Here is a 17,070-nt window from a genome sequence, read left to right as displayed (position 1 = left end):
AGTTTATTGAATAAAATAAGGCTCAGATTGAAGACGTAATTCAGCCTGTCACCAGGAGTAATTAATTTTATTCATCAATAAATTCATTAATAAAAAATTAACTACAGCGAGGGTGCTTACCACGAAAGAAGGCCTGAATGGCAACCAAAACCGTTTTAAACCGCAACCGAATAAATTGTTTAAACAACCGCCAGCCAAGATGGTAATACAAATGAAACTGGGGATATCGACGCGCTGACACCGCCAAATCAATCAGGTTTTCCGTTATTCTAAATTCACTTTCTTTCTTTTCAGAGCGAGAAAGCGCATGTTCCAGATAACAACTACTTTTCAGTAAAAAGGTTTCGCCACCTGCGCTCAGTCGGTGTATACGACGAAACACGCTGACATCAACCCCGTACAGCGCATAGTTCTCATCGAATAATGACAACCCATGCCGCTCGAACACATCCCATAACCGACGGTGAATAATCAGCCCTGAACCAATAGAAAACGCCGTTGCCGGATCCAACTCCTGATAATTCAATACAATCTCCCCTTGGGATACCGGGTAGTAGGTTTTGTAATTAATACTGGAAATAATCCTGGGGCACTCAATATCTGCCTGGGTGTGTTCTACCGCGAACCAGAAGGATTCATTTATGGTGGTATCATCATCCAGAATGACCCATCGCTCCACCTGCAGATTACTCATGATAAATTGATTATAGACCTGACTTAACGGCTTGTTCTCCAGGCAATTCACCAATTCAACTTGCTCATAAATCGTTTTCAGCCGCAGAAAAAAAGCATCTTCCTCAGAAATACGAAATGGTCCGTTATTATGAATAGTTAACTTAACATGTTTAAATGGATGTTGAATCAACGTCTGTAACGTTGCCGATGATTCCAGTCCTTTATTGTACAACACCACCAGAATGGCATTTCTTATCATGACTCTCTCCTGGGAAAACAGGGTGACAACAGCGACTCCATTCAGACACTCGGTATTATCCCTGTTTATGATTAAATGCTGATACAGTCGTTACATTATTGATGGAATAGCTATTGATGGGTTAGCTTATTGGGATAGATCTGCCATCCGATGACCCAGTGTGTTCTTTTTCATCACCATCCCAAAGAAGAGTACGGTAATGATAAGTTCCGTCGCCCCGACCGCCACGGCGACGCCCGCAACCCCCCACCATTCGGCAAAGAAAAACAGATAGGAAAAGTGGCATAGCAGCCCAACGAAATAGACGCGTTTCAGATAAAGACTCAACCCGGCAGGAATAATGATCAGATTAACCAGAATGATCGACAATGAAATCACAAACTGCGTGACTATCATGATGGTCAGCAGCGCATTAATATTGTACTCCTTACCGAACACCCAGTGAATTAACGGCGCGCCCACCAACAGATTGCCCAAAAAAGCGCAGCCGGTCAGCAACGAAAACATCATGAGTACCTTTTTCAACCGGGCCCGAATGGCGCTATACGCCTGCTGATTGTACAAACTGCAAATATGGCTGAAATTACCCTGCACAATCGGGTTATACAACTGACGTAATACGGATGCCAGCCTGTCCGCTACTGCATAGTGGCCCAGTGCCGCATCGCCAAACAGAAACTTGATGAAAACGGGGTTAAGATAAGTGAACCCCAACGTGAAGAGCGACGCAGAGAAGTTGTGAAAACTCTCTTTGATTTCGCCCATCACGGTTTGCCGATTGATACCAGATAACTGCCAGCTTACCGATTCGCGACGTTTCAACTGGCACTGAATCACCAGCCCAACCAGCACTGGGGGAAACAGTTGAATCAGTGCTGCCAGATAAATATCCGCTGGTGAAGCCACCAGCAAAAAAATCAGGCCCAGCGCCAGCACGCGAAAAATCAGGTTCAGGATAGCCAGATGGGAGTTTTTCCCCAATCCTTGAAATAACCAGGCGGCTGACAACAACGAACTTAACGACGACACCAGTCCGATAAAAAACAGGATACCGTCCATTTTCGACTGCGCCGTTAACAGGTCCACCACTGTACCAGCCACCATCATCACCACAAATAACACGGTCTTGGCACACTGCACATTCGAATACAGGACATTAATCGCTGCCGTGTTACCAGCATGAGCGCTGACCTTTCGGGCAGCAGAAAAGTTAAAACCAAAATCGACAATAAACAGCGCGATAAAACTGATTGACTGAGCGTAACTGAGTTTTCCGAAGAACTCCACCCCCAGCACTCTGGCAAGGTAGGGAAACGTCACCAGCGGCAGCAGCATGTTGGAAATCTGGATAACGTAGAGAGAGATAACTTCGCGCTTTATTGCCTTTTTATCACTCATACCATCCACCAGATTGCACAACTCAGCAGCTTCCGCTCGCCGTTACGCGCCCGCCGCATCAACGACAGCTTGTGCCGAACCCCGGCCTCTCCGCGGATCACACGTAGAAAATCGGTATGGTCAGACTGGTGCTGCTGACAAAAGTGTTTCAGGGCGCTTAGCATCATGTGGCTGTGCTTGCGAGTGGTGGGGTAACTTCTCAGGCACAACAGGCTGTCCGGTAACAGACGTTTTCGCAAAATACCGGGCGCACCAACGGTATTGTTACCGTGCTGACGATATTTAATCAGCGGCCTATCCACATAGCTTATTTTACCGCTATGAGCGGCGATCATCGCAATCCACCAGTCGTGCATACGGATATCGTCCGGCATCGGTTCTATCAACTGTTTCAACGCTCGGTTAAACAACATAGCGCAACCCGGGATATGGTTGCTGACGACAAAATCCTCCGGCTGGCTGGCCGCTGACGATTTAATCGACGCACGATAAAAAGAGGGGTACAGCGGCTCCAATACCGTATCCACAATTTCCAGATCGGAAAACGCCAACACCGGCCTGGCTCCGCCCTGTTCATGGGATTTGACCTCGTTTAACAACAACGCCAGTTTTTCCGGTACCCAATAATCATCCTGATCGCACAAGGCGATATAGCCGTCTTCACAGCAGGCAATCGCGCGACGAAAGTTTTTCATCGCCCCCAGCCCACCCTCACCGGGATAAAGGCGGATTTTACCTTGCTGATAAAGCGCATGACTGCGCACCACATCCAGTGTGTTATCACGGGAACCGTCATCACACACATGAATCATGATGTTCTGATGCGTTTGATGCTGGATAGAATCCAGTTGCTGTTTGATATAACGTCCACCGTTATAGGTGGCCAACGCGATACTGATCCGATCGTGACCTGTCATCTCTGCTACCGAAGATAAGGAAATACAAAAACGATGTGCGGTAAATCCATGCACGGGATTTACCGCGCCTGATGATTATCAGCGTAATTTAGGAATGATAGTGTTTAATGCTGCCCGCCAGTCGGACGGCGGTATGCCAAGACGGACTATCTTGGCGCAATCCAGTGTGGAATACGCCGGTCGCGCCGCTGGCGTCGGATACTGCTCGGTGGTAATCGCGTTGACCACCGGTACACGGGCCAACACGTGCTGTTCATGAGCCAGGGTAAAGATAGTGCTGGCAAACTCATGCCATGATACTTCTTCATCACCACAGAAATGGTACAACCCACCATCAGCCTGCTGTTGTAACAAACTGATAATGGCATCGGCAATATCACCGGCATAGGTTGGGCAACCTCGCTGATCCGCTACCACCCCCAGACTCTCGCGTTCCCGGCCCAAACGCAGCATCGTTTTCACAAAGTTATTGCCGTACTCACTAAATACCCAGGCCGTGCGTACAATCTGCGCGGCCGGGTTCACTTTCAGCACAACCCGCTCACCATCGAGTTTTGTCTGACCGTAGACACCCAGCGGGTGAGTGGTATCCGTCTCGATATACGGTCGCGTCGCGGTTCCATCGAACACATAATCGGTAGAGACATGGATAAAACGGGCTCCCTGCTGGCGAGCCGCGCGCGCCAGATATTCCGGCCCAGCCACATTGATACGCGTTGCCAGTTCCGGCTCCGACTCTGCTTTATCAACCGCGGTATAGGCGGCAGCGTTGACGATGGCATCCGGCTGCCACGATGTTACCGTCGCCTGCACTTGCGCTTCGTCAGTGATATCCAGCGAATCGGCATCCGTCGCCAGTACCGACCATCCTTGCGGCAACCGATCCTGAAAGCAGCGTCCCAGTTGACCATTAGCACCGGTTAACAACACTTTCATCCCCATAGCTCCTTAAATGTTTTACCTTTTTTATCTTTCTCCGATAACAAAGGCGACGCTATCGGCCAGTCGATGCCGATATCCGGGTCATTCCATAGCAAACAACTTTCATGTACAGGGTTGTAATAGTCGGTGCACTTGTATTCAAAATCCGCCAGTTCAGACAGCACCACAAAACCGTGTGCCAAACCGGGGGGAATCCAGAATTGGGTTTTATTTTCCTCTGACAGCGTCACGCCATCCCAGCGGCCAAAGGTGGGGGAATCGGGCCGGATATCCACGACAACATCAAACACGGCACCACGCACTACACGTACCAGTTTTCCCTGCGGGTTTACCGTTTGAAAATGCAACCCGCGCAATACGCCTCTGGCCGAGCGGGAATGGTTGTCCTGTACAAAGTCCAGGTCGATATCCAGCATCTCCTGATAACGTTTTTTCTCAAACGTTTCCAGAAAAAAGCCTCTGGCATCACCAAAGACTTTAGGCTCAATCACTTTTACACCCTGAATGGCAGTATCATGGACTTGCATATCATATCCCCGTCAGTAACTGGGCCAGATACTGGCCATAATGGGTTTTAGCAAGATAACGAGCTTCATCCGCCACCTGTTCACGGGTCAGCCAGCCTTTGCGAAACGCAATTTCCTCAAGACAGGCAACCTTGAAGCCCTGACGTTTCTCGATAGTGCTGATGAACTGGGATGCCTCCAGCAGGCTGTCATGGGTACCGGTATCCAGCCAGGCAAAACCACGCCCCAGCACTTCCACAGTCAACTTGCCCTGCTGGAGGTACATCTCATTAAGTGTGGTGATTTCCAGTTCGCCACGCGCAGAGGGTTTAACCTGCTTAGCCATTTCCACCACCTGATGGTCATAGAAATAGAGCCCGGTTACTGCCCAGTTAGACTTTGGCTTGCTGGGTTTTTCTTCCAGGGATATGGCCTGATTGTTAGCATCAAACTCCACTACGCCAAAACGTTCCGGATCCATCACCTGATAACCGAACACCGTCGCCCCCTCAGTACGGGCCGCGACGCTCTCCAGTTTTTTACCAAAGCTCTGACCAAAGAAGATATTGTCACCCAGAACCAATGCACAGGGGTCACCGTCGATAAAGGTTTCGCCAATCAAAAACGCCTGTGCCAGACCGTCCGGTGACGGCTGCTCGGCATAGCAGAGATTCAGACCGAATCGGCTACCGTTACCCAGTAGCCGACGATACGCGGGCAGATCCTCTGGCGTGGAAATGATCAGAATATCCCGAATTCCGGCCAGCATCAGTACCGAAATCGGATAGTAAATCATCGGCTTATCGTAGATGGGCAACAGTTGCTTCGATACCCCACGGGTAATCGGATAGAGTCGAGTGCCGGAACCGCCTGCCAGTACAATGCCTTTCATTGAACTTTCCTTAACTAGAATACGATTAAAGGGGTAAACCTAAGCGTTCACCGGTATAGGAGCCATCCTTAACGCCGCGCCACCAGGTTTCGTTCGCCAGATACCATTCCACTGTCTTACGGATGCCGGACTCAAAGGTTTCCATCGGTTTCCAACCCAATTCCCGGTAGACCTTCGAAGCGTCGATCGCGTAACGCAGATCGTGTCCCGGCCTGTCGGTCACATGGGTAATAAGTTCAGCGTAATGGCGGATGCCGGCCGGTTTCTCCGGTCTCAGCTCATCCAGCAACGTACAGATGGTTTGCACCACCTCAATATTTTTCCGTTCGTTATGACCGCCGATGTTGTATGTCTCCCCTACCTCACCGGTAGTGACGACGGTATAAAGCGCCCGCGCGTGATCGTCGACGAACAACCAATCCCGAATCTGGTTGCCTTCGCCGTACACCGGCAGCGGTTTACCTTCCAGCGCATTGAGGATCATCAGCGGGATGAGTTTTTCCGGGAAATGATACGGCCCATAGTTATTGGAACAGTTGGTTACCAGCGTCGGTAAACCGTAGGTTCTCAGCCAGGCACGCACCAGATGATCGCTGGCTGCTTTAGAGGCGGAATACGGACTGCTCGGCGCATACGGCGTGGTTTCGGTAAACAGATCGTCAGTACCATGCAGATCGCCATACACTTCATCGGTCGAAATGTGGTGAAAACGAAACGCTTCTTTACGTACTTGCGGTAACGCCGACCAGTACTGCCGCGCGGCTTCCAGCAACGTATAGGTCCCGGTGATATTGGTTTCAATAAAGGCGGAAGGCCCATCGATAGAACGATCGACATGACTCTCCGCCGCCAGATGCATCACCGCATCCGGCTGAAAGGTCGTAAACACCCGATCCAGCGCAGCTCGGTCGCAGATGTTGACTTTCTCAAACAAAAAACGGGGATCGGCCGCCACCTCTTTCAACGATGCCAGATTACCGGCATAAGTCAGGCAATCGACCACCATGACCCGGTCCTGCGTATGCTGAATGATATGACGCACCACGGCTGAACCAATGAACCCAGCCCCACCCGTTACCAGAATATTCATGAATAGTGACCTTTCAGAAATGAGTTAATACGCGGATTTACCCACAAATCCTTTGAAAATTGTCAGAAAGATGATCTTGATATCCAGCCAGACGCTCCAGTTTTCGATATAAAACAGATCGCATTCCACCCGTTTTTCCATCTTCTCCAGCGTGTCGGTTTCACCGCGCCAACCGTTAATTTGCGCCCAACCGGTGATACCTGGCTTCATTTTGTGCCGCAGCATATAACCCTTGATCAGCTTGCGATACTGTTCATTGTGCGCCACCGCATGGGGTCGAGGTCCGACAATCGACATCTCACCACGAATCACGTTGATAAACTGCGGCAGCTCATCGAGCGATGTGCGGCGCAAAAACGCGCCTACCGGTGTAATACGCTTATCCCCCTTACAGGCTTGAATAACCGTGTCGCCGTTTTCCATCACCGTCATACTGCGAAATTTCCACACTTCTATCGCTTTGCCGTCCATGCCGTAACGCGTCTGCCGGAATATCACCGGCCCTTTGGAGGTCAACTTGACCAGCAACGCAATACCCAATAACAGCGGGGAAATAAGCACAGTAATCATCGACGCGACCACGATATCCTCCAACCGCTTGAGCAACCGGTTCACACCACTCATCGGCGAGTCATACAATGACACCACCGGAATGCCGTTGATGATGTCACTACGGGACTGCAGTACGTTGAACGCCAGAATATCTGGCACTAGCATCACCGTGCAGGTGGTATCCGTCAGCGCTGAGGTCAGGTGGTTGATCAGATCCGCTTCCTGCAACGAGAACGCGATATAGATCTTATCCAGATCCCCTTTACGAGCCCGCCTGACCAGTTCTTCCACATCCCCCAGGCAACGAATGCCATTGCGCTCATAGCTGTACTGAAACTGGCTGTTTTCAGAAAAATAACCGATGATGTTCAGCCCCAGCCAGGGTGCCTGTTTAATACTCTCCGCCAGATATACCCCAGCCGGTTGTGCGCCGATAAACGCCACATTGACCTTGTTATAACCTAATTTCCGCAAATATTGTATCACGACCCGAATCAGGGTGCGTGATATCACAAATCCCGCCACGGTAAATAAAAACCAGACCGCATGAAAATGGTAACCAATATATTGGTTAGGCACTAATGACAGAATACCGGCACCAAATGTAATGCTGAGCCCCCAATTAATAATCAGCGTGCGGATCTCGGCATACAATGCTACCCCCCGCCATGAGCGATAAAAATGGGTAAAGCCCGCCAACAGTTGAAAAACGGAGAAGCTTATCAACGCAATCAAATATGACGCTGTTGATATTTCTTTTTTGGTTACCAGACATGCCAACACAACACTGATAAAGATTACAGCCATATCAGAAAAACGCTGTAATACCGACACCAGCGAGGGAATAGCATAAACCACATTTTCTTTTTTCCTGACCATAGTCGTTCACCTGTATGAGTAGAAGTTATTGCCAGAATCTTTTATGCATACTCAGTTTCCTGATTAAGCCATGAGGTATTTTTTGATAATGCTGCCCTAACTTATATCCCGCAATTTTCAGGGCATTGTGCACACAGGCACGAGGGATCCACAGATAATGATTTCTTTTCATTAGATAGCTGAGCTCGGAAAAAATAAACCGCATACCTTCGCCGCCAGCTCCGCCAAACGCCTCCCTAATCCATTTTTCGTCACAGTGGAAAACACCAATATCGAAATAACGTTTAAATTCCTCTATCGGCGTGTAATTATGTGAATGCTTGACCGCCGCTTGTGCGACATAAGCGACCCGATATCCCGCCAGTACCGCCTGCGCGGCCAGATACATATCCTCACTGAGAATTGTGTTAGACGGGAATCCCCCTAATTCATGGAACACCTTCACCCGGTAGGCGGCAAACGAGTTCGAACTGAACACCGTCTTGATGCCATACTGCGCCTTATTCATCATCCCCATAATCTGGCTGCGAGAACGGTAATTAAAGCGTCGCGCATGACGGGCTAACGGGTTAGCGTCGTCATGAGGTAACTGGCGGCCATACGCCACAGCTACCCGCTCATCGGCAAATGCCGACACAATCTCACGAATAAAATAAGCCTGAGGAATCGCATCCTGGGTCAGGAACACCACCACATCACCGCCGCTCATTTCCACACCGAGATTACGCGTCCCGCCGTGATTAAATTCGGCGGAAGTAATCGAGTGGCAACGAAAACCATAGCGGGCAGCAACATCAAGCGAGTTGTCCCGTGATGCCGAATCAATGACCAGCACCTGCTGAGGTGATAATTTTTCAGCGACCAGACAGTCGTGCAGCGCCGATGCACACTGCTCCCAGATACTGCCGCCGTTATATACCGGAACTACAAAGTTAACTTTCATATCGCGTCTCTTGCACATCTGAATGGCACACAGGAATAGCGAAAACGCTATTGGTTCGGTTACACCGCAGGAGTCTCAATGCTCCAGTACGCGTAACGTTTCAGATGCACACTGCTTCCAGGTCAGCGATCGGGCGAATGCCTCGCCGTTTTCCCGCATCCCCGCCGGCCCTTGTCCGGCCACCAGTTGGTGAATGCCTTCGGCGATAGACTCCACCGACAAGGGGTCGACCAGGATCGCCCGTTTCTCACACAACTCTTTCATTGATGTGGTGTTGCTGGTTAATACCGGCAGGCCGTAGCACATGGCCTCAAGCGGCGGCAAGCCAAAGCCTTCGTACATCGAGGGATAGCAAAAACCACGCGCGTGCTGATACAAACTCACCAACGCTTCATCGCTGACATGGCCGGTAAATACCACCGCCGGGTTGTCGGCCACCGCTTGTGTCCCGTCATCCTCAAAAACCCGTGAGACGCCTTTCTTACCCACAATTACCAGACGCATATCCGTGTGGCTTTCCTGCCTGAAGCGTAGAAACGCCTTGATTAACCGGGGAATATTTTTTCGTGGTTCCAGTGAGCCCACCGACAGTAAGTAATCACCATCCACCACTGGCAAACTTTTTCCCGTTTCACTACCGCCAGCCTCTGGCTGTAACACATCCACACCGTTATAAATCACCGACACCTTACTCGCCGGCACGCGTAAATGGTGGATGATGCGTTCTCGGGAAAATTCAGAAATAGTGATGATGTGTTCTACTTTTTTCGCCAGACGCGGCTGCATAAATTGATACCAGGCCACAAATTTTTTATTCAGCCATTCGGGGTGATCAAAAGGTACAGTATCGTGAATAGTGACAATCTGATTTTTAATCAATAAAGGCCCCGTATTACAAGGGGACCATAATATTTCTCGTGAAGAGATATTCATTGGCAGAGAAATTTGCTCCCACAAATGCCCCTTCATACCATAAATAACTCTATCAGGCTGTATTGATGCTACCCTGACACCCTCAGTGGAAATATAATCAATAATCTTTCTGGTATAACGCTGCACACCGGTAGTGTGCCCCAGTAAATTACGTGTATTCACATACATGAATGACATCCCCTTCTGGCATCACTTAATAGTGAAACCATTTAGATGAAATAAACTGTTTTTGACGGCATTCCCTACCCAAAGACAAGCGAATTAATATATTGATATGTTTTATTTTTCCCCTTTTGCGGGTGATAAATAATGCTGATAGCATCCCGGCATCAGTATCTTCATATAAGCACGTTCAAATTCGCCGGCAATTTTCTCTGGCGTGAAAGCATGCAATATTTCCGCACTGATCGGTTCTATATGTATATTAGTCACTGACTCAAGAGAACTCTCTTCCATGAAATAAATATTCGGTAATAAGGTCGATAATTCACTGACCGCGCCCATACGGTTCGTCAGGACAATCTTTCCATAAAACACACTCTCTACCACTACCCGGCCGAAGGGTTCATGCCATTTCACCGGCAATACCACAATATCCACCTGTTGCATAAACGCCTCCAGGCTCACAAAGCCCAGTAACGTCACCCCGCTATCGCGAGCATCCGCTACCAACGGATTACCGGGATTGATATGCCCAGCAGCACAAAAGGCATACTCAGGGTGATGACGGTAATGGCGGGCCAGCAGGCAAAATTCGTCAAATCCCTTGTCCTGTGCCAGCTTGCCGATAAAACCGATACGCCAGCGTTTTCTGTTGTCTGCAACTACCGTGTTTGATTCAGCATCCTCAACCGCAGGCAGCACAATGTCATAAATGAACGACTGTGGTGCACCAGGAAAAAATCCTGCCCGATGATGGCGTTCAAAAATAAACTGACTAATACCGACATAGCCATCCACCAGTCGGCTATAACGTCTTTTCAACCAGGACAGCAGACGAATACTGGCTGCTGTTGGATCCTGATTTTGCCCTCGGCTAAACAGCGTCGCATTTGGGTGAAACAGATAATAATCCCGACTGGTGTGCAGAATTTTCACCCCACAGGCCTTTGCCGCCGACCAGACCGACACCGAAAATCCCGCAATATTGTTGGTGTGAACCAGGTCCGGCGCAAAATCCCGAATAACCTCCATCACGGTGGCACACATATCACGGTTGTAGTGATCTTTCAGATGCCAGCGCATCTTCTGACAGAAAGACTTTTTTTCACCATCAAACGGCCAGTAGTCATTGGCTAACGGCACATAACACACAGCAACGCCATTGATTACCGTTTCACTGCGCTGCTTTTCCGGCGTCAGACACAGTACTTGTACCTGGTGGTGCCGTTGAACCAACGCTTCCGCCATTAACTGCACGGAGACTTCGGCTCCCCCTACCTTGTAGGGGTGATATAACGTATTAATAATCAGAATTCGCATAGTGCATTGCCCCTGGCAAATACAGAGTCGGCACAGACGATGAGCGCCTTCTCCGTGTTAAATAAATGGTGTTAAGAATCAAACTGATAGCCAAACTAACCCAGAGCAAATAAAGCCATGCGTTAAAGACCACATTCTTGATTGCAGCACCATGACAGCCAGTGCAACGTTATGCGTTTTCTTTATTCATCATTTCATAGGCAAAAGTGAAACAGCCTCTGTCAATCAATACACGCTGACAAGACACGCGGATTAACTCAGCCCACGTGAAACATACTGATAAATGGGATGGGTATCTCAGGCACCCAGTACATTGCGGTAAGCCTGTTCATATTCCCGCGCGACCCGGCTGGGTGTGAAATGTGCCAGCATGTCAGGGCAAAGCGGCTCGACATGTTTCACCACATCATCCATCTGGGTCTCCTCCATGAAATAGATGTTCGGCAGCATAGCGGCCAGTTCGCCAACCGCCCCCATCCGGTTGGTCAGGACCACCTTTCCGTGGAATATGCTTTCCACCACTACCCGACCGAACGGTTCGTGCCATTTCACCGGCAACACCACCACATCCACCTGTTGCATGAAGTTTTCGAGACTGACGAAGCCCAACAATGTCACACCACACTGACGGGCCTCTTCCACCAGTGGGTTATCCTGAGTGATACGGCCTGCGGCATAAAAGGCATAGCCGGGTCGATGATGGTAATGCCGGGCCAGCGCGCAAAAATCATCAAACCCTTTCTCCGCTGACAGTTTGCCGATAAAGCCGATTCGCCTGACGTCCGCTTGCGCGGTGCTCTCCTGACTTCCGCCACCGCTTCTGACTGCCGGTACCGTGTTATAAATAAAGGCATGGTGAGCATGAGGGAAAAAACCGGCTTGACGATGCATCTCGCTAATAAACTGGCTGATGCCGACATAACCATCGACCTGACGACTCAACCGTCTTTTCATGACTGACAGCAGACGAATAGCTGGCGCATCAGGATCCTGATTCCGCCCTTCGGAAAACAGGGTGGCATTGTGGTGAAACAGGTAATAATCCCGGCTAGTGTGCAGAATTTTCACCCCGCAGGCTCTCGCCGCTGACCAGGCCGACACCGAAAATCCGGCAATATTGTTGGTGTGAACGATATCGGGCAAAAACGCCTGAATTTCACGCATGACCGTCCTACGCATATCGCGGTTGTAGTAGTCTTTCAGGTGCCAGCGTATCTTCTGAACGAAAGAACGAGGTTGCCCGTCGAACGGCCAGTAATGGTTAGCCAAAGGCAGATAGCACACCTCTACGCCATTAACTCTCTGCTCACTGCGCTGTGGGTCAGGCGTCAGGCACAGCACCCGTACCTGATGGCCGTGCCGCACCAGTGCTTCAGCCAGTAACTGGACGGAAACCTCCGCGCCACCTACTTTATAAGGATGATATAAGGTATTGATAATCATAATTTTCATGTTGGCTGTCCTTATTCTAATCGTTTATACCCGCCCTAATTCCTGATGGCCGCCCTCGTTCCCCCTGTCCCTGACGCAACGTCAGAGGAACCGCAGACAGCGCCGCATCCCTGCCACTTCTCTCTCTTTTTTCGGTGCTTTCGACACTTTCGGTGTGTCATCAGGGCATAGGTCATCCTGATGCACGCACCTGACTACTTTTTATCCGAACCATAGGAATATTGATAAGAATCATAACCATAACTGTAATAACTTAATGCCCGACGGATAACCGCATTCAGGATAACCCCCTTGATTGGCGCCCCATTCTGCTCAAAACGCCGGATACTGATTTCCACTTCTTTTGGCGTATTCGTTTCAAAACGCGCTACCAGCAGCGAGGTCCCTGCCTGTCGGCTGATAATCGCCGCGTCGGTCACCGCCAGAATGGGCGGTGTATCTAACAGCACAATGTCGAATTGCCCGGTTGCCCAGTTGATGAAGTCGGTAAAGTGACTGTGCATCAGCAGTTCAGAGGGATTCGGCGGAATCTGACCGCGCGGAATAAAAAACAGGTTCTCCACCACCGTGGTACGCAGCGCCTGCTGCGCTTCGATCTGCCCGGACAAGATATCCGACAACCCACGTTCAGGCGTCGCCCCCAACAGGTGGTGGGCATACCCTTTGCGCATGTCGCAGTCGACGATCAACACCCGCTGTCCCGCCTGAGCGATCACCGCCCCCAGATTGGCACTAATAAAGGATTTACCGATCCCCGGGCTGGCACCTGAAATCATCAGCACATTGTTTTTCGCTTCCATCATGGCGAAGTGCAGGCTAGTGCGCAGACTACGAATCGCTTCAATCGCCAGATCGGCCGGATTACCCACTGCCAACAGCGAATCAGAGCGAGCATTGCGTTTGCGATTCTTGCCAGCGAATTCCCGATCTTTCTTCTGTTGCCACTCCGACAACGGCACACTGGCGTATACATTGATGCCAAGTTCTTCGAGTTGCTCTGGGCTTTCAATCCCGCGATGCAGCAGTGTTTTCAACAACACAAACCCGATCGCCGCCACACCGCCCAGCATCGCTGCCAGCACAATCACCAGCGTTTTCTTGGGTTTCACCGGTTTTAGCTGCACGACAGCGGGATCAATAATGCGCACGTTACCGACGGTGCTGGCTTTATTGATGCTCAGCTCCTGTTGCTTATTCATCAACTGGACATACACTTCCTGCCCGACATTCACATCCCGCGTCAGGCGGACAATTTCCTGTTGGGTTTTCGGCATGCTGCTAACGCGCCGATTCAGGCTGTCCCGCTCCTTTTCCAATGTGGTGCGTTTTTCCAGCAACGCCCGATAAGCCGGATGCTCACGGGTATACAATTTGGAGATTTCCGCTTCGCGGAACGTCAACTGATTGAGCTGAGACTCGACATCCACGATGGTATCCAGCACTGACTTGGCTTCCAGCGACAAATCCACCGAGTCTTTCTGCTGACGGTACTTATTGAGTTTGTCTTCCGCTGTTTCCAGCGATGCCCGCACCAGCGGCAACTGTTCCTTCAAAAATGCCAGGCTTCTGGCCGCCTCTTCTGACTTGCGGTCCACATTCTGTTGCAGGTAGTTATCGCTGATACTGGTCAGCGTCTTCTTCACCAGTGCAGGGTCGCTGCCTTCCAGCGTTAACTGCAATACGCCGGTATCCTTCCCTTTATCCGCCACTGACAATTCCGCCAGAATGTCATTGATAGCCGTCAGCGTATTTTTTTTCCTGACGGTAAACACCGTTCCCGGTGCCGCATCGGTACTGCTTACCAGCAGACTAAAGCCATGCTGAGAGGCGACTTGCCCGATGTGGCCGGTAAAATCCGCATCCTTACCGGCGCTAAAGCGATAAGTGCCGTTCTCCCCGATAGCCAGCGTCATTTTTTCATCCAGCCAGCTGTCCGGTACCGACAAGCGGGACACAACAAGTCGGGCTGGTTCTTCATCTTTCAGGCGGGCGAGGCCTTTGCCGAACAGCGGGAAATACTGCTGCTCCACATCGGTATCCAGCCCCAAATCCTGTACAGTTTTACCGACCACCATCCGGGAGCGGAGCAACTCGACTTCCGGCGCGGATTGCGGTTTGGTATCCGGCAACACTTTGGAAATATCGCTCATGAGCGAATCGCTGACGTTCTGTTCGACCTGCACCATCGCATCCGCCTGATACACCGGGGTTGCCAACAGCGCATACAGAATACCCAGCATGGTAAAAATGGTGGTGATACTGATAATGAGCCAGCGGTGATCCAGCACTGTGCCCAGTAAACGCCCTAGGTCAATTTCATCCGCCTTGTCCGCTTCAGCTGTTTTCACGGCAATTCTCTCTGACATCGTAATCCCTGACTGGTTAACGGCTCAGCGCCTGCGCCCATTTGCGGGCAGATTGTTCAAGTTGGGTATACACAAATTCAAAGGCTTCCCGGCTCTTGCGGTACGGGTCGGTGATCTCCTGCTGGTTAAACCAGTGCCCGAACAACAACGTTTTCCCTCTGACTTCTGGGGCAAAACGGCACACGGCATCAATGTGCGCCTTTTCCATCACCAGAATCAGGTCGTAATGCCGACACAGCGACGAGGTCAACTGACGCGCAACATGTCCGCCTAGCGACACACCGTGTTCAGCGGCGACCAGGCTGGCCGTTTCATCGGCCGGTTTCCCCTCCATCGCCCGCCAGCCAGCCGATGCGACTGTTTTCTCTGGCAAGGCCTGTTGGAGTAAACGCTCGCCGGTGGGTGAACGGCAGATATTGCCCTCGCAAATGACCAAAATACGGTTAAACATCAACACCTCCCTCGGTAATTACGGCCAGGTACGAACGCGCAGACTGCCTTCACTCAGGTCATTAAACCCACTGATGGTCGGTACCAGTTGTGAAATCAGGCGGTTCCAGCGTGCGACCGGCGCTGAGGTGACATACACCACGTCATAGGGTTGCAACGGGAATTCGGATCCCATCACCAGTGCGGTGGCGTCTTTGGTGTTGAGCTGATAAATGTTGGCCAGTTTTGGCCCTTGCGTACCGCGTAGCGGACGGATGACAAATATGCCGGTCGCATCGGCCACCAGTTGATTTATCCCTTCTGCGCTACCCAGCGCTTCGGTCAGCGTCATGCCGCTGCGGTCCATCTTCAGGGTGGACTGTTTGTTCACTTCCCCCATCACGAAGACTTTCAGGTCATCGTTACGGGGTACAAACAGAATGTCGCCGGGGTACAACAAGCGGTTCTGGGACAAATCCCCGTTTTGCATCAGCGCCTGTAGGGAAATCCGCTCATCTTTGCCGTTATGCGTCAGCACCAGGTTGCGCCAGTCAGCAAACTCGCTCAGCCCGCCGGCATTGTTAATGGCATCCAGAATCGTCAGCGGTACGTTGGTAATAGGCTGTTGCCCCGAGCGCACCACTTCCCCAGTCACATAGGCTTTTTGTGAGCGGAATGCAGCCACGCTGACCTCTACCTGTGGTGACTCGATGTATTGCGCCAGACGGCGCATGATTTCATCGCGCACTTCAGTCAGTGTTTTGTCCACGACGCGCATCTTGCCGATATAGGGATAAAAAATGGTGCCGTCGGCGTGAACCCAGTTACCGGTGTCAGCGGCCGTGCGGTAAGTCCCTGCCGGTGTTGTCAATTCCGGGTGATCCCACACGGTCACCATCAGTACGTCGCCAATACCAATACGGTATTCGTAGCGTTTCAGTTCCTCCTCCAGCGACGGGTTATTCTGGGCAATCGCCGGCCGCAGGCGCATTTTATCTATCAGCAATGGGGTGATAGGGTAAATATTGACCAGCTTATTGATATTGAAATCATCATCCGGCTGTTCTATGACCTCTTTTCCACTGGTAGAAAGGTGTGTGCCTGGCACCAGCGTACAACCCGCCAGGAATGTCGCCGACAACATCAGCGGTATAACTTTCAGTGTTGGTTTTAACATCCTTTATGCCATCGCTTTTTAGTAAAGTGAGAAACAAAAGAGCAGCATTGCTCGACCGATCCTGCTTCGGGCAACCCGAAGCCTTTCGCTCATGCGTTGATCGGTAATGCGTTGATGAGATGTGTTTTCGCTCCTGTTCCAACGTCAAATTCTTATAGCCAGAGCCGCCGTCGCCATC

General features: G+C 50.7%; 15 protein-coding genes. All 15 read right to left on the bottom strand.

Annotation, left to right across the window (positions count from 1 at the left end; genetic code table 11):
• Positions 1–97: 97 nt before the first annotated feature.
• The 15 genes from DZE2538_RS06035 to DZE2538_RS05965 all read right to left on the bottom strand — a co-directional run bounded on the left by DZE2538_RS06035 (position 98) and on the right by DZE2538_RS05965 (position 16,892).
• Positions 98–934, bottom strand: a complete 837-nt coding sequence (locus DZE2538_RS06035; protein WP_023639282.1) for a glycosyltransferase family 2 protein — start codon at positions 932–934, stop codon at positions 98–100.
• A 126-nt stretch (positions 935–1,060) separates the two neighbouring features.
• Entirely contained in the window at positions 1,061–2,332 is a 1,272-nt protein-coding gene (locus DZE2538_RS06030) for an oligosaccharide flippase family protein (protein WP_038915833.1), read from the bottom strand.
• Positions 2,329–3,249 (bottom strand): glycosyltransferase family 2 protein, encoded by a 921-nt coding sequence (locus DZE2538_RS06025; protein ID WP_038913483.1) that lies wholly within the window; start codon positions 3,247–3,249, stop codon positions 2,329–2,331. The genes DZE2538_RS06030 and DZE2538_RS06025 overlap by 4 nt, the downstream gene beginning before the upstream one ends.
• A gap of 78 nt (positions 3,250–3,327) precedes the next feature.
• Complete coding sequence (rfbD, locus tag DZE2538_RS06020; RefSeq protein WP_038915832.1) at positions 3,328–4,185, bottom strand: dTDP-4-dehydrorhamnose reductase; 858 nt, start codon at positions 4,183–4,185, stop codon at positions 3,328–3,330.
• Entirely contained in the window at positions 4,182–4,718 is a 537-nt protein-coding gene (gene rfbC, locus DZE2538_RS06015; protein WP_038915831.1) for a dTDP-4-dehydrorhamnose 3,5-epimerase, read from the bottom strand. The genes rfbD and rfbC overlap by 4 nt, the downstream gene beginning before the upstream one ends.
• A 1-nt stretch (position 4,719) precedes the next feature.
• Positions 4,720–5,589 (bottom strand): glucose-1-phosphate thymidylyltransferase RfbA, encoded by an 870-nt coding sequence (gene rfbA, locus DZE2538_RS06010; RefSeq protein ID WP_023639277.1) that lies wholly within the window; start codon positions 5,587–5,589, stop codon positions 4,720–4,722.
• Between the two features lie 25 nt (positions 5,590–5,614).
• Positions 5,615–6,679 (bottom strand): dTDP-glucose 4,6-dehydratase, encoded by a 1,065-nt coding sequence (gene rffG / locus DZE2538_RS06005; RefSeq protein WP_023639276.1) that lies wholly within the window; start codon positions 6,677–6,679, stop codon positions 5,615–5,617.
• Between the two features lie 24 nt (positions 6,680–6,703).
• On the bottom strand, positions 6,704–8,110 hold the full coding sequence (gene wcaJ, locus DZE2538_RS06000) for an undecaprenyl-phosphate glucose phosphotransferase (protein WP_023639275.1): 1,407 nt from the start codon (positions 8,108–8,110) through the stop codon (positions 6,704–6,706).
• Between the two features lie 25 nt (positions 8,111–8,135).
• Entirely contained in the window at positions 8,136–9,053 is a 918-nt protein-coding gene (locus DZE2538_RS05995) for a glycosyltransferase family 2 protein (RefSeq protein ID WP_038915830.1), read from the bottom strand.
• 75 nt (positions 9,054–9,128) lie between these two features.
• Complete coding sequence (locus DZE2538_RS05990) at positions 9,129–9,986, bottom strand: glycosyltransferase family 4 protein (RefSeq protein WP_226067170.1); 858 nt, start codon at positions 9,984–9,986, stop codon at positions 9,129–9,131.
• 279 nt (positions 9,987–10,265) lie between these two features.
• Positions 10,266–11,468, bottom strand: a complete 1,203-nt coding sequence (locus tag DZE2538_RS05985) for a glycosyltransferase (protein WP_038915829.1) — start codon at positions 11,466–11,468, stop codon at positions 10,266–10,268.
• A gap of 297 nt (positions 11,469–11,765) precedes the next feature.
• Positions 11,766–12,920 (bottom strand): glycosyltransferase family 4 protein, encoded by a 1,155-nt coding sequence (locus DZE2538_RS05980; protein ID WP_038913478.1) that lies wholly within the window; start codon positions 12,918–12,920, stop codon positions 11,766–11,768.
• Positions 12,921–13,114: 194 nt separating this feature from the next.
• Positions 13,115–15,286 (bottom strand): tyrosine-protein kinase Wzc, encoded by a 2,172-nt coding sequence (wzc, locus tag DZE2538_RS05975; RefSeq protein WP_038915828.1) that lies wholly within the window; start codon positions 15,284–15,286, stop codon positions 13,115–13,117.
• A 16-nt stretch (positions 15,287–15,302) separates the two neighbouring features.
• Positions 15,303–15,737, bottom strand: coding sequence for an arsenate reductase/protein-tyrosine-phosphatase family protein (locus tag DZE2538_RS05970; RefSeq protein ID WP_038915827.1), 435 nt, complete (start codon positions 15,735–15,737; stop codon positions 15,303–15,305).
• Between the two features lie 18 nt (positions 15,738–15,755).
• Complete coding sequence (locus DZE2538_RS05965; protein WP_019845465.1) at positions 15,756–16,892, bottom strand: polysaccharide export protein; 1,137 nt, start codon at positions 16,890–16,892, stop codon at positions 15,756–15,758.
• Between the last annotated feature and the right edge of the window lie 178 nt (positions 16,893–17,070).

Origin of the sequence: Dickeya zeae NCPPB 2538 (assembly GCF_000406165.1) — a bacterium.
GTDB classification, from domain to species: Bacteria; Pseudomonadota; Gammaproteobacteria; order Enterobacterales; family Enterobacteriaceae; genus Dickeya; species Dickeya zeae.
The sequence above is the reverse complement of the archived record's forward strand: the minus strand, read 5'-3'. Positions and strand labels throughout refer to the sequence as shown.

Excerpts from the sequence above, each read along its gene's own strand:
- DZE2538_RS06035 (WP_023639282.1), bottom strand. The coding sequence starts at position 934 with ATGATAAGAAATGCCATTCTGGTGGTGTTGTACAATAAAGGACTGGAA.
- DZE2538_RS05965 (WP_019845465.1), bottom strand. The coding sequence starts at position 16,892 with ATGTTAAAACCAACACTGAAAGTTATACCGCTGATGTTGTCGGCGACA.
- DZE2538_RS05990 (WP_226067170.1), bottom strand. The coding sequence starts at position 9,986 with ATGAATATCTCTTCACGAGAAATATTATGGTCCCCTTGTAATACGGGG.
- DZE2538_RS05985 (WP_038915829.1), bottom strand. The coding sequence starts at position 11,468 with ATGCGAATTCTGATTATTAATACGTTATATCACCCCTACAAGGTAGGG.
- DZE2538_RS06030 (WP_038915833.1), bottom strand. The coding sequence starts at position 2,332 with ATGAGTGATAAAAAGGCAATAAAGCGCGAAGTTATCTCTCTCTACGTT.
- rfbC (WP_038915831.1), bottom strand. The coding sequence starts at position 4,718 with ATGCAAGTCCATGATACTGCCATTCAGGGTGTAAAAGTGATTGAGCCT.
- wzc (WP_038915828.1), bottom strand. The coding sequence starts at position 15,286 with ATGTCAGAGAGAATTGCCGTGAAAACAGCTGAAGCGGACAAGGCGGAT.
- DZE2538_RS05980 (WP_038913478.1), bottom strand. The coding sequence starts at position 12,920 with ATGAAAATTATGATTATCAATACCTTATATCATCCTTATAAAGTAGGT.
- rfbA (WP_023639277.1), bottom strand. The coding sequence starts at position 5,589 with ATGAAAGGCATTGTACTGGCAGGCGGTTCCGGCACTCGACTCTATCCG.
- rffG (WP_023639276.1), bottom strand. The coding sequence starts at position 6,679 with ATGAATATTCTGGTAACGGGTGGGGCTGGGTTCATTGGTTCAGCCGTG.
- DZE2538_RS05995 (WP_038915830.1), bottom strand. The coding sequence starts at position 9,053 with ATGAAAGTTAACTTTGTAGTTCCGGTATATAACGGCGGCAGTATCTGG.
- DZE2538_RS05970 (WP_038915827.1), bottom strand. The coding sequence starts at position 15,737 with ATGTTTAACCGTATTTTGGTCATTTGCGAGGGCAATATCTGCCGTTCA.
- wcaJ (WP_023639275.1), bottom strand. The coding sequence starts at position 8,110 with ATGGTCAGGAAAAAAGAAAATGTGGTTTATGCTATTCCCTCGCTGGTG.
- rfbD (WP_038915832.1), bottom strand. The coding sequence starts at position 4,185 with ATGAAAGTGTTGTTAACCGGTGCTAATGGTCAACTGGGACGCTGCTTT.
- DZE2538_RS06025 (WP_038913483.1), bottom strand. The coding sequence starts at position 3,249 with ATGACAGGTCACGATCGGATCAGTATCGCGTTGGCCACCTATAACGGT.